This window comes from Acidobacteriota bacterium (genome assembly GCA_040754075.1).
Classification (GTDB): Bacteria; Acidobacteriota; Blastocatellia; order UBA7656; family UBA7656; genus JBFMDH01.
Window position 1 is genome coordinate 42,792 of sequence record JBFMDH010000010.1, and the last position, 13,719, is coordinate 56,510.

Genomic DNA, 13,719 nt, shown 5'->3' on the forward strand with positions numbered 1-13,719 from the left:
GCCGATTTTTTTTGAGTTCTCGCGTTACTGAGTGAGCCGGGAAAACGGCTCATTATTAAAAATCGGAGATTATGAAAATGAACGCCATCGCCACCAACCAAGCCAACTTGATTTGTCCGAAAGGACACGGATTGCCGTCAATGCCAGGGAGTCGTTTTTGCGACAAATGCGGCACGCCATTGATTCCTGAGCGACCGGCAAACCCCGTGCAACAAAATTTGAATATGAATCAGCCGCAACATTTCGGGCAGATGCAGCCCTTTAATGGCAACCGGCAGATGAATGGTTTCGCGCCCAATCAGCAATTTATACCCAATCAATTCGGCAATCAGATGCAACCCTACAACGGACAAATGCCAGCCCTTAAATTTTGCGCGACCTGTGGCGGCGATGGTTCGCGATTGCATGAAAAAATTCTTGTCTGTTCCGAGTGCCGTTGGCTGCGCCCGTTAGCCGCAAATTACCGGTTGGATTGTGAAGCCTTTCAATGGGCACAGGACGGCGCGGCGATGTCGAAACTGCGTTCCATCGGCCCGCTGCAAAGCGTGGCAAAATCGATTTCCGATAAAATCGGGCGACGCTGGGTTGAAACCACCTTGAACGCCATTCGATTGGGCGAAAAGCAATTGCCGGAAGTCTACTTTCAGGCGGTCAAAGCGGCGCGCATTCTGGGGATGCGGTATATGCCGGAAGTTTATGTGTCGGGCGACCGGATGTGGGACGCGCTGACTTTCGGCAGCGATGACAATGCTTTTGTAGTTTTGGGAACCGCGATTATCACCAATTTCCGGGGCGATGATTTGTTGTTCATTTTAGCCCGTGAAATGGGGCATTGCCGCGCCGGTCACGCGCTTTGGAAAACCGTCGGCACTTTTCTAGTTGGCGAACAGGGACCAAGACGCGGACTCATGGCAGGCGGGGTTTTTTCAATGGTATCGAAAGCCATGAACCCGACTCAATGGGTCGAAAGCGCGCTGGAAATCCCGCTGCTCGCGTGGGCAAGACAGGCGGAAATTACTGCCGACCGCGCAGGTTTACTTGCCGTTGGCAGCGAAGAGGTAGCGCGTCGCGTGTTGCTGTCGTGGGCATTGAAATCTTCGATGCTCTATCGCCAGATCAATATCGAAGCGTGGATGGAGCAACAGGAAGACTGCGACGATGAAATGACAAAACTTTCTGAAATGCTGTCATCTTCGACGCCTTATATTACGCGGCGTTTGAAACTGATGCGCGAGTTTGCCAATGATCCGCAGATGAATTACAAACGCGCAATGATTTTGAATGTATTGCCGAAAGCGCCTGCGCCGAGAGTTTTGCCGCCGGTGGCAAACCAGCCCAAAGTGGCAAACCAACCCAAACCGGTTGCCGAGCCGCAGGTCAATTCAGTAGAAACCGTTAAACTCAACTGCGCGCATTGCCAGACCGCCATGCGCATTCCGCGAAAACTGTTGGCGGAAAAAGACGTGCTCAATGTGAAATGTCCGAATTCCGCGTGCGGCAAAATCAACACCTTGAAAAAGAAACCCGCTGAGGGAAAACCGGCGAATAATGAGGAATTGAAACGCGAAAATGAGATGGACGACGGAGACTGAAAATAAATAAGCGTAACCGGCGAAAAAGGGAGATGAGCGCAGGCTTGTCTCCCTTACTTGATTTATCAAACATTTTTTATGGGCATTTTTGAAAGCCCAATAGCTGAAATTCACCAGGCAAAAACCACACCTTGGTTATTACTTTTAACTTTTTACTTGTCGGTTGGACGACTCGCCAAAAAAATAAAAAATAATTTGAGCCAATTTGAAAACCCTTCTCGCGTTACTTGGTGAAGGCGGAAGACGCTTAAATCAAGATTGGATAAAAGAGAGGATATAAAAAATGACCAATAACAACGAAGTAATTATCATTGCCGAAGATGCCAACGGCGAAACTACTGTGGTTGAAATTATCGCTACCGATGACGCCCTGCTTTCCGATAAAGACGGGGATGGCGAAACGTTGATTGAAGAAGTGATTGAAGCCGTGTTTGACCACGTTGACGATTCGGATTCAACGGATGTGGCACAAGATAATCAGGATATTACCGACGCTGAAGTAATCAGCGCCCCTGATGCTTATGTCACCAGTGAATTGATTAGCGAAGAAGTTTCCACAGATGAACTTGCTGGTAACGATTTGGCTTTTGATGCCAGCGCCGATTTCACGACCACAACCGATTTCGATGCCACCAGTCTGGATTCGGGATTTGCAAGCGACCCGATGGCTTATTCTTCGGTTGATTCCGGCAGCAGTTTCAGCAGCTTCGATTCTGTGGATACGACTTCAGAAGAAAGCGCCGAAAGCGCCGAATCCGAAGTTGATACGGAGGCTCAGGCGAATTTCGATTTGGCAACGGAAGCCCAGGCGAAAGCCGACGAAGCCATTGAAGCGGGCGATTATGAAGCGGCTTCGCAGTATCGCGAAGATGCCGAAAATGCCGCGTGGGAAGCGGGCGATAGTTCAATGCTTCACGGCAGCGACGCAAGCGACCTGACGATGGCAGATTATTATCAGGACAAAGCGGCTGATCTGGAAGAACAACAATCTGCTTATGCGCAAGCTGGCGATTATGAAGCGGCGCGTGATGCTTCGCGTGATGCAGCGACCTATACGCAGTGGGGCGATATTGAAGGCGGTGGCGCAGACCACGCGGCAGAAGCGCAACAGGAATATGCCAACATGGATATGGCAACCTGGCAGCAGGACATCGCTGACGGCTATCAACAGGATGCCGAAGCTTATGCAGCGCAGGGCGATTTCGATAACGCTGCAATGTATCAAGCCGAAGCCGGTGAACATCAAGACACTGCCGATTATTATGGCGATTTAGGCGAACACAACGGCGCTTATGACCAATACTCGGATGTCCCGGATGCGTCGTATGGCGGATATGATTATTCGACCGATGCGTCCTATGCTTCGGATTATTCATCGACGACCGATTATTCATCCTCATATGATTACTCTTCATATGATTCCGAATAATGAAATCGCCGACGAGCGAAGTTAAGGGTTGGCGCAATCAACTGTGCCAGCCCTTTTAATTTCGCCATTCAATCGGGTGGTGAATAACTCGCGCTATTTTAAAAATCGATGATTTTTCGGGCAATTTTATCTATTTTTATCGAATGAACGGTTACGTTTCTGCAATCCCTTCAATGCTCAACCCGCCTTCAATTCCCAATATGATGAGTCAATAAAAATCGGCTCAAAAATTTCTGAAAAAATTTGAGCCAATCCGAAAAAGCTTCTCGCGTTATCAGGTGAGCAAGCAATTCGCTCGAAATTAAATCAATCAAGAATGGAGAAAAAAATGAATAAACAAATCTATTTAATCATAGGAATTTTTTGTTTAGTTGTAGGACTTTTCCTGGTGGCTTTCATGCTGTTTGGCCCGCAGGGAAAACCGGTGAATCCGGCGGCGTTTGGCGTGTTTATCGCTGGCATCGGTTGTCTGGTCAGGTATCGCAATGAAAAGAATAAGGCATAGGCGGTAATTGACGATAAACGCCGATGTTGAATCGCGTCTACGACGTTCATGCCGGTCGGGCTTGCGTGGTCGCGCTGTGAGCGCCAACGGAAACCTTGCGCCGATAGGTCTGCAAGCGTCAAAAAATTTTAAAAAACCTCAAATATTTCTGAGCCAAATTGCAAATCGTTATCGCGTTACTCAGTGAGCAGCAAGAGAGGCGATGAATTCAACCGTAGTGACCTCTCTTCCGGCTTTTATCGAAATTGCCCACAACGGGCACAAAAAATTTAAACCAACTTAATGGAGGTCACTAAAATGGAAAGAATCGTACTCAGACATTTAAACGGATCAAAGGTCAATCAAGTAGAGGAATTTCCTCTTAACCTATTCAATGAACTGGTCATCGGACGCGACCCCGCGTCAACCGTTAAATACGACCCCGACAGAGACGATCTGGTCGGTCGTCAACACGCCAAAATTTCCCGCGATGCATCGGACGCTTCGCAATTTGTGATTACCGATTTAGGCAGCCGCAATGGCACCTTCATCAACAAACAACGCATTGTCGGGACGGCAAAGATTGCTCCGGGCGACCTCGTGCAATTTGGCGCGGGCGGTCCCGAATTCGAGTTCGACATCGAACCGAAACCGGAAAACTTCATCCGCGCCACCCGCGTCGGCGATGAAAACCTCGCTCCGACCGCCATCCCCATGCCGCCAACTCGCGAAGGCGCAATCCCCGCGGCGCAAGCGGCTGCGGCAGCAACCGGTGTGGGTAACAGCACGCGCGTCGGCAAAGCCACAGTCGAACGCCTGGTCTCGCAAGCCAGTAAACAAAATCGCACCTGGATGATCGCCGGCGGCGCGGCGTTGTGCTTGATTGTCGCTCTGGTTGCCGGCGTGTTGTTTTACAAAGGCAGAGTGGATGCCAATCAATTCCAGCAAAATCTCGCTTCACAGGGCGCTACCACCGGCAGCGAAATCGCCAAACTCAAAGAAAGAACTTCGCCAATGACGCCGGGTGAAATTGCCGAAGCCCACACCGATGCGGTGGTGTATCTCGAAGTCACCTGGCAACTGCTCAACAATCGCAACGGTCAACCGCTGCATTTCAAATTCGTGCCGAATTTCTACAAAGACCAGAATGGCCAACTGCGGCAAATCGTCCCGGACGGACGCCGCTGGGTGATGGCTTATACGATTGTCGAAAATGCTTATGAACCGCTGCTTGTCGAATACAACGATAAAGATGCGTTGTTGCCCGTCGGCGGACCGCACACCGGAAGCGGTTTCTGCGTTTCAAGCGATGGCTTCATTATGACCAATAAACATGTGGCGGCTGCCTGGAAGACCCGTTATCAAGGCTGGGAGAAATGGGCATTTCCGGGAGTCATTCTCGGTCGCGACGGCAGACCGGCGATGCAACAGAATGGCGAACCGGCGCTCGTGGCGCAACCGTTCCGCTGGATTCCCGCCGACACCCAACAATTCGGCGCGGGGCAACTCGGCAAACCTGCCGTCGAAGGTCGCAACGATTCGCTCTATGTGACTTTTTCAAAATCGGCGCAGCGATTCCCGGCAACCTTAGGCCCGACCTCCGAGCATCACGATGCAGCATTGGTGAAAATCAGCGCCCCCGCGCCGGTGCCGACCGTTGAACTGCACGACAATTATGAGTCGGTGAAAACCGGCGACCAGACCATCGTTTTAGGTTATCCCGGCGGCTCACCCGATATGATTGGCTTCATTGGCGCAAAGAACTGGGGCGACAATTTCAATCGCAAACAGCAAGGCGTGGTTCCCAATGCAACCTTGAGCGCCGGTTTCATTTCGCGAGTTATGCGCGACCAACCCGGCGGACCCGGCAAAGATTCTTTCTTCAGCCTGATGGGCGATGCTTATCAATTGACCATCAATACTACAGGTGGCGGCAACAGCGGCGGTCCGGTGTTTGACGAAAAAGGGCGGGTCATTGCCATCTACACCTACGGCGTGGTTTCGGATTTCCAAGCCTCCGCAGCGGTGCCGATTCGTTTCGGTCTGGAAATTATGGACCCGACGAGAAAGGCGATTAACTGAACGGTGGCAGGTGGTTGATTGGCGGCAGTCATCAACCACCTGGTCAATTTTAGTTTTAATGATGAGTTGGAGAACGGCGATGAGAAACAGAGCAAATTTAAATTCGACAATCGGGGATTACAGATTGATTGATTTTATCGGTGCCGGTGGGATGGGCGAAGTCTATCGCGGCGTTCATACCAGACTCGGAAGAGTGGTTGCCGTAAAAATGCTGACGCAAACCCACAATAATCAACAACTCGTTCAACGTTTCCGCAACGAAGCCCAACTGCAAGCGCGTCTGCATCACCCGAACATCGCGACGCTTTTCGATTTCATTGAAGCCGACGGCAGATGCTGCATCGTGATGGAATACATCGACGGGCAAACGCTTGATGAAAAGATTCGCTTGTCGGGCGCGTTACCTCTGGCAGATGCGCTGCGAATTTTTAAAAGCGTGGTCGAAGCCATCCATTACATTCACGATAATGGCATCGTGCATCGCGACATCAAATCCAACAACATCAAGATCAATGCCAAAGGCGAAGTAAAAATTCTCGATTTCGGCATTGCCAAAGGCGAAACTTCGCCGCAACTGACCGCCACCGGTTCGGTCATCGGCACCTTGCAATACCTGTCGCCGGAACAGGTCAAAGGCGAGGTTGCCGATGAGCGTTCCGATATTTGGGCGCTGGGCAGCGTCTTTTATGAAATGGTTTCCGGGAAAGTGACGTTTGATGCCACCACCCTTGGTCGCTTATGTGAAAGCATTTTGAAGAGCGAGTATGTGCCGCCGACGGTTATCAACCCGGAACTCCCGAAAGCCGTCGAGCAGGTGATTGCCCGCTGTTTGAAAAAAAATCCTGCGGCGCGCTATCAAACGACACAGGAATTGTTTGAAGATGTCAAACGCCTCTCGGTGACTGAGGATTTGCAGGAAAAACCAAACAGCGGAGAGAAAATCGCTGTTGAGCCGTTTTCTATCGGCGTTGTGCTGGAACAATTCGGGCAGCGCAAGTTCGGCTGGGTTGCCGTCGCATCCTTACTGGTTGTCGTTTTATTGGGACTGGGTATCGCCTTCTGGCCTGAAGATCATTCACCGAAAGTTGCCGAGCCGTCGCGTCAAAATCCATCGCAACCGCCATCGACCAAAGATGCAACGCTGAGAACCGTAAAAATTATTGCTGCGAACGGTCAGGCAGAGGTTTACAGCAACGGGCAGTTGGTCGGCAAAACCCCTTATGAAATTAAGGCGCGATTGGGAGAGCCGGTGAATCTCTTGCTAAAGAGCGAAGGATTTTTAAATGAGAAGGTCGAGTTTGCGGTCACTGAAAAACCGGAATACGTCATCACCTTAAAGAAAGAATAAGAGGTCACGCTATGTTCAGCTTTTGGAAAGGCATTCAATCACGATTTGGTATGAAAAAAATTTCCACCGCTCATCATCAGGATTTTCCATCCGAGTCGCCCGAAAACGCGCCGCAAGTTTCCTATGATGTTGTCGCGAGTTTTCTTTCGGATGTTGGGTGCCATCGCGCCATCAATGAAGATAATGGTCGGTACATCAAACCGAATGACCCGGAGATGCTTGCGAAAAAAGGGATGCTCTTTCTGGTGGCGGATGGCATGGGCGGACATAGCGGCGGTGAAGTCGCGAGTCGTTTGGCGATTGAGGTCGTCAGCCGGTTCTATTATGAAAAAAATGCCGATGCGCAATCGGCGCTGGAAAACGCGATTCTTGAAGCCAACAGCGCGATTTATCTGGAAGCCGCCAGAGACCCGAATCTTTTGGGTATGGGAACCACCTGCACGGCTTTGGTTTTGCAAAATGGTTCGGCAATCTCGGCGCACATCGGGGATAGTCGTCTGTATCTGATTCGCGACGGAGAAATTTATCTGATGACCGAAGACCATTCGGCAGTCATGCAGATGGTCAGACGCGGGGTGTTAAGCGTTTCGCAGGCACGTCAGCATCCTGAAAAGAATGTGATTTTAAGGGCGCTCGGCAGTCATCCTATCGTAGAAGTCGCCACCTGGACACACCCTTTGCCAGTGCGTGTCGGCGATAAATTTTTGCTCTGTTCGGATGGGCTTTACGACCTCGTGGAAGATGGGGAAATGAAAACCGCGATTATTGAAAATTCGCCTTATAGCGCCTGTGAGGTATTGATCGATTTAGCGAAATCGCGAGGCGGTTACGACAACATCACTGTGGGCGTGGTCAGTTTAATGGCGCGTGAAAATGGTGAGAGCAGGGAAGTGAAACCGACGCGGGAAACGGAGGTATTGCAATGATCGGCTATATCGTAGGCAATTACAAAATCACTGAAAAAATCGGTGAAGGCGGAATGGGCGAAGTTTATAAAGGCATTGACCTGATGCTGGAACGTCCCGTGGCGATTAAAGTTTTGCGTTCGGAATTAAGCAGACGGTCGGCATTGGTTGAACGGTTTCGCGCCGAAGCCATCACCCTTGCGAAATTGAACCACCCCAACATTGCGACGCTTTATAGTTTCACGCGCCAGGGCGATGACCTGTTTATGGTGATGGAATATGTTCAAGGCTACACCTTTGAACAACTCATACGGCAAACCGGCGCGATTCCGGTTGCCCGTGCCATTGAGTTGTTTGCGATGGCGCTTGAAGGCATGGCGCACGCTCATCGACTCGGCATCATTCATCGCGATGTGAAACCCGCAAACCTCATGTTGACGCACGCGGGATTGGTCAAAGTGATGGATTTCGGGATTGCCCGGGCGATGGGCAGTTCACGCTTCACACGGTCAGGCAATCTCATCGGCACAATAGAGTATATGTCGCCCGAACAGGTGCGCGGTGAAGAGACCGATATTCGTTCGGATATTTACAGTCTGGGCATTCTGCTTTATGAAATGCTCACCGGGCGCGTGCCTTTTCAAAGCAACAGCGAATACGAGTTGATGCGCAAACAGATTGACGATGCGCCGATTCCACCGCGCACCTTTGCCAAACAGATTCCCCTGGCACTGGAGCAGGCGATTATGCGGGCGTTGGCAAAAAGACCGGAAGCGCGATTTCAAACCGCCGATGAATTTCGTTTGACTTTGCTTGCCGGTGTAAAGAGCGCCTCCGCGAATGTCGAAGAAGGGAAGCGTTCAAGCAGCAAGGTTGCGGGCATTCAAAAAGCTAAGAACCCTAAGGAAAAAATCACTACCCTGGTTGATGGTTCCAAACCGCCTGCGCCGGTTATCAAAGAGACGCGCTTGCCTGATGCCAGCGAAGGCGTACGAGAGACGCGATTGGCGGATGAAGCAAACCGGTTAAAAGAGACCAGAGTTGCCAGCGACAACGGCTCACAGGGGATTACCGGAAAAACCAATCACCCGATGTACTGGCAATCGCCTGTATCACCACAATTGAATACACCTTTGAATGTCCCTTTAGCAGTTGGCGTTGAAACAAATCAGAAGCGGTCTTTTCGGTTTTCGGGATTGATTAAAAAATGGCAGCCATTCAATCAACAAATCAACAAAAAATATTTCGTTGGCGCAGGGCTTTTCACACTTTTGCTGATCATCAGTTTTTGGTTCATTCCACCGCTACTATTACAGAGTGACTCTGAAACGGTTAGGCAAAAGGGCAATGCCAATTCGTCATCAGCAGGAAGGAGCAGAGAAGAAAAATCAGCGGTCACACCAACGATTTCGGAAGCTGGCAACGGTTCGGTTGAAGCGCCGAAAGAGGAGCAAACGGAGAAACCCATCGCCATTGTCGATGAAGCGCCCGCAGGCAAAAGCGAGACCTCAAAGCCCGCAACCAAACGTCGCGAACGAACCGTAAAACCGCAACCTGAAACTAAACAGGAGCCGAATAAGACGGCGACGAAAAAAGATTCCAATGATGATAATGACGATAAGAACGATAAAAAGGATGAAGACAAAAAAGCGAAGAAAGATAAGAAAAAGGATGGTGGCGTTTGGGGAACCTTTAAAAAATTGAACCCCTTCAAGAAGAAAAAAGACAATGATGATTAATTGAAAGCTTAACCGGCTTTCGGATTTTTGAGCTGAGTTGTCCGATGTTTATTGATTTTTTGCGCGATCAGGTCAGCGATTTGTTGTGGATGCTTTCTTGAGGTGCTGATTGTGAGTTCCGATTCAGCGTATACAGATTCGCGGCGGGCAAGCAGGGCTTTCAGTTCGGTCATCGCCGAGGGATTATCTTTCATCGGTCTGAGGTCGCCTTGATTCAACACTCTGGTCATATGCTCTCTCGGAGTTGCGCGTAACCAGACGGTAAAGCAGAACCGTTTGACGAGATTCCAACTTTCCGTGTCGTTGACAATGGAGCCGCCTGCGGCGAGCACACAGCTTTTCGAGTTGCGGAAAAGTTTTTGCAAAACTTCTGCTTCAAGCCTGTGATAATAATTTTCTCCGTGAATCGAAAAAATTTCTCCGAGTTTCATACCCGCGGCTTTTTCGATATGCGCGTCGAGTTCTATAAATTCGGTGTTCAGTTTGTTGGCTAATAATTCACCGATGGTTGATTTCCCGGCGCCGCGCAGACCGATGAGGGCAATAAATTTGGAGTGCAGGGTTTTCGCGCGCATTGCGAACCATTCCTGCAACGCCTGTAAATCGGCTTCACTGCATTCGGAAAACTTTTTCCAGACCTGTGAGCGCAAAGAGTGATCGCTATTGGTCGGCGGGAGCAATTCATTTAGAGAGCAGGAAAGCGCCTGCGCGACACGCGCCAGACCGGCAATCGAAATGTTGCCTTGTCCGGCTTCGAGTTGATTAATGAAACGCAAGGAGAGGTCTGCGCGTGAAGCCAATTCGCGAATCGTCAAATCGGCTTCAAGACGACGGTTTCTCACGCGCAGACCGATGTTTTTTAAAAGCGAATTTTTCTCTCGTTCATTCATTGAACCATCGCATTGACAAGCAACTCGGCAACGAAATTAAAGACGAACATATTCAAAATCGAACGGCTTGCCATTGATGCCGCTGGTGGGCGGCGCAATGTAGTTGGCAATTTTACCCGGCTCGAAAACCGGCTGCATCAGGCTTTTCACATAGAGACGGTCTTCGAGGGTTGGCAGCCATTCACCTTGGCGACGTTCAAATTCCGCTTTCGATAACGGATTGCCGTAAACATCGAAGAAACTTCCGGCAAATTCACCGACATGGCGATGGAATCGTTTGCTTGGAATATAGAGGCGTTCGGTGATGCCTTGGTCTTCAATGAACTTATTCCAACGCGCCAGCCCGCGTTCACTATCGCTGATATATTCGGCGCGCAACACTTCATTCAGCCCGTTACGCAGTGGTACTTCGCGAGTTTTGATGACGCCGCCTTCCAGGTAATCGATTTTGGTTGAGCCTTCGATGGCGATGTGGTCGATGTATTTCTTCTGTTCCTGGAACCGTCCTTTCAGACCGGCTGCAAAGAAGTCCGCCGAATTGGAACTGATTTCGCCGCCGAATAGATCAAGCGAATAGGTAAACCAGTAGTTGATATATTTTTGAATGATCGAAAGCGGGATGCCGCCGACCTTTGTCACATCTTCGTTTTCCTTCATGAGTTGGGCGGTGCGTTTGACGATGCGACCGATGCCGGTTTCGCCGACGAACATATGATGTGCCTCTTCTGTAAGCATAAACTGACAGGTGCGCGCCAAGGGTTCAAAACCGGATTCCGAAAGCGCCGCCAGTTGATATTTGCCATCGCGGTCTGTAAACATCGTGAAGCAGAAAAAGTTCAGCCAGTCATCGCAGGGTTGATTGAAGGCTTGCAGGATGCGCGGTTTGTCGGGATTGCCGCTGCGACGTTGCAATAACTCTTCAGCCTCTTCGCGTCCATCGCGTCCAAAATATTTGTGCAGTAGATAAACCATTGCCCAGAGGTGACGCCCCTCTTCGACATTGACTTGAAAGAGATTGCGCAAATCGTAAAGCGAAGGGCAGGTGTGTCCGAGTTGTCGTTGTTGCTCGACCGATGCCGGTTCGGTGTCGCCTTGGGTGACGATGATGCGACGCAGGGGGTTGCGAAATTCGCCGGGCACTTCCTGATAGGCGGCTTTGCCGAAATTATCGCCAAAGCCGATAGTGGCGTCGGATTCCGCAGGGGTCAGGAAGATGCCCCAGCGATAATCAGGCATTTTCACATGATCGAAATGCGCCCAACCGTTCGGTTCAACGCTCACGGCAGTTCGCAAATAAATATCCTTATCCTGAAAACCGTCAGGTCCCATTTCGCGCCACCATTCGAGGTAATTGGGCAACCATTTTTCGAGGGCGCGTTGCAGATGCGGGTCTTCGGACAAATTGACATTGTTAGGAATGCGATCATAAAGGCTCATAAAATTCTCCTGTTAGGTTCTTCGATAATCAAATTTCGGTTGTGTGGGCTTGCCATAATTCGTCAGCGCCCCGTGTTCGCCTGTGGCATTCGGTCTTTGAAAAATCCAGTTTTGCCATGCCGTCAAGCGTCCGAAAATTTTGGTGTCCTGTGTTTCAGGACCGGCAAACCGCAAAGAGGCTTCCATGCCGGTTAAGGCATCCGGCGACAGGGAAGTGCGTTCTTCGATTGCCAGACGGATTTCATCGTCCCAGTCGAGATCGTCAGGCGCAGAAGTCACCAAACCGGCTTCCAGAGCCGCTTTGGTGTCGAAGCGTTGTTGTTCGAGAATCTCTGCGACGCGCTCAGGGGTGGCAAGAAAGCGCGATTGCAGCCGCGAAAGCCGGTTGCTCATCGGTAACGCCGAATCATTTAAAGAACTGGTAATCAGTTCGATTTTTTGCGCCGGGTCGTCCAGCATATAGATGCGATCAGCTGCGAGCGCCACCTCTAATAAATTTCCGGCAAAACAACTGCCGGGTTCGACGATGGCAAAAAAACTTTTAGCTGTGAGATCCAAACGGCGCAGCACCCGCGCCATGTGTAAGATGATTTCACGAATCAACCAATGATCGCGATGTTTATTGAGGGTTGCATCAATGGAGAGAAGCTGTTCGGGATTGCCTTTGGTTCGCAAACAGACCAGCCCGATTTCAGGTTCATTGACGCGCAGATGCAAGAGTGCGTTATCAAGTTCCCGGTAAGCCTGAAGCGCCCAGTAACTATCGCCCAAGGCTTTGATGGTTTCCGGTTCAGTGGGTTGCGGGGTATCGGGCACGGATATAGTTAGGTCGGCGTAGCGTTGCTCTCGATGAAAGTTTAAAGCGACATATTCATAAGCACGAAGGGTTTCAGAATCCGCAATTTTTAATGGCTGTAATTTGATACCGGTTTCGGTTATCGGGTGGGTTGATTCGATTAAGATTTTAACCCGTTCATTGATGCCCTCTTGAAATTTTGAAGTAGAGAAAAAGCCATCGATAAGTCCGCTGGCTTTGGCGCGTTTGGCTTTGAAGCCTTCGGCAAGGGTTGAGAAGACATCGGCAATATCGCGGCGAATTCTGCGTTTATCGACAAGTCGTGTGAGTCCGCCAGTGCCGGGCAAGACACCAAGTAACGGGACTTCGGGAAGCGACACGGCAGAGTTCCCATCATCAACCAGATAGATTTCATCACAGGCAATGGCGAGTTCATAGCCACCGCCTGAGGCTGTGCCATTTAAAGCTGCAATGTAGCGTTGACCTGAATGACTTGAAGCATCTTCAATGGCGCAGCGGGTTTCATTGGTGAATTTGCAGAAATTGACTTTGGCTGCATGAGTTGAATGACCAAGCATGTAAATATTAGCGCCCGCGCAGAAGATTCGCGGTTTGAGACTGGTGATGATCGCCACCTTGACCTCTGGGTGCTCGAATCGCAGTCGCTGAATCATATCGGCGAGTTCGATATCAACCCCTAAATCATAGGAGTTGAGTTTCAATTTATAACCCTCCGCCAGGGTTTCCTCTTCATCGACGTCCATTGCCAAGGTTGCTACCTGCCCGTCAATGGACAGCTTCCAGTGGTGATATTGCTCTGGAGAAGTTTCAAAATTAATAACTGCCATCGTGCCTCCTCTAATCGTTAAACGGAGATAATTTCAACAGTGCAATATAGTACGCTACTTATTTAATTGCAAGCGCACTATATTTCCAAAATTAATTAAACTAAAGTCTGATAACACGGGAAGTGAGTAGAATAAAGCATGAATGAGAGGATTAGAGTTATAAGGGTGA

10 protein-coding genes are annotated in these 13,719 nt (G+C 50.0%); 7 read left to right on the top strand and 3 right to left on the bottom strand.

All coding sequences use genetic code 11. The features are described 5' to 3' along the window. The first annotated feature begins 71 nt into the window (after positions 1-71). The 7 genes from AB1757_12795 (at position 72) to AB1757_12825 (ending at position 9,579) form a co-directional block, all read left to right on the top strand. Positions 72-1,592 (top strand): M48 family metallopeptidase, encoded by a 1,521-nt coding sequence (locus AB1757_12795; GenBank protein MEW6127909.1) that lies wholly within the window; start codon positions 72-74, stop codon positions 1,590-1,592. Between the two features lie 283 nt (positions 1,593-1,875). Further along, on the top strand, positions 1,876-3,021 hold the full coding sequence (locus tag AB1757_12800; GenBank protein ID MEW6127910.1) for a hypothetical protein: 1,146 nt from the start codon (positions 1,876-1,878) through the stop codon (positions 3,019-3,021). Positions 3,022-3,349: 328 nt separating this feature from the next. Next, the gene (locus AB1757_12805; protein MEW6127911.1) at positions 3,350-3,526 is read left to right on the top strand and encodes a hypothetical protein; all 177 of its coding nucleotides are present in this window, start codon (positions 3,350-3,352) and stop codon (positions 3,524-3,526) included. A 297-nt stretch (positions 3,527-3,823) separates the two neighbouring features. Beyond that, positions 3,824-5,587 carry a trypsin-like peptidase domain-containing protein gene (locus tag AB1757_12810; protein ID MEW6127912.1) on the top strand — a complete coding sequence of 588 codons (1,764 nt, stop codon included), beginning with the start codon at positions 3,824-3,826 and terminating at the stop codon, positions 5,585-5,587. A gap of 79 nt (positions 5,588-5,666) precedes the next feature. Continuing rightward, on the top strand, positions 5,667-6,935 hold the full coding sequence (locus AB1757_12815; protein MEW6127913.1) for a serine/threonine-protein kinase: 1,269 nt from the start codon (positions 5,667-5,669) through the stop codon (positions 6,933-6,935). An 11-nt stretch (positions 6,936-6,946) separates the two neighbouring features. Further along, complete coding sequence (locus tag AB1757_12820) at positions 6,947-7,861, top strand: Stp1/IreP family PP2C-type Ser/Thr phosphatase (protein MEW6127914.1); 915 nt, start codon at positions 6,947-6,949, stop codon at positions 7,859-7,861. Continuing rightward, the gene (locus tag AB1757_12825; GenBank protein MEW6127915.1) at positions 7,858-9,579 is read left to right on the top strand and encodes a serine/threonine-protein kinase; all 1,722 of its coding nucleotides are present in this window, start codon (positions 7,858-7,860) and stop codon (positions 9,577-9,579) included. Before AB1757_12820 ends, AB1757_12825 begins: the two co-directional genes overlap by 4 nt. Before the next feature lie 8 nt (positions 9,580-9,587). On the opposite strand, the gene AB1757_12830 is transcribed toward AB1757_12825, so the two are convergent. Genes AB1757_12830 through boxC form a run of 3 tightly spaced genes read right to left on the bottom strand, consistent with a single transcriptional unit; the run spans position 9,588 to position 13,550 of the window. Next, a complete protein-coding gene (locus AB1757_12830; protein ID MEW6127916.1) occupies positions 9,588-10,469 on the bottom strand; it encodes a shikimate kinase in 882 nt (293 codons plus the stop codon). A 36-nt stretch (positions 10,470-10,505) separates the two neighbouring features. Further along, a complete protein-coding gene (boxB, locus tag AB1757_12835) occupies positions 10,506-11,906 on the bottom strand; it encodes a benzoyl-CoA 2,3-epoxidase subunit BoxB (protein MEW6127917.1) in 1,401 nt (466 codons plus the stop codon). Between the two features lie 12 nt (positions 11,907-11,918). Continuing rightward, positions 11,919-13,550 (bottom strand): 2,3-epoxybenzoyl-CoA dihydrolase, encoded by a 1,632-nt coding sequence (gene boxC, locus AB1757_12840; GenBank protein MEW6127918.1) that lies wholly within the window; start codon positions 13,548-13,550, stop codon positions 11,919-11,921. Positions 13,551-13,719: the final 169 nt, after the last annotated feature.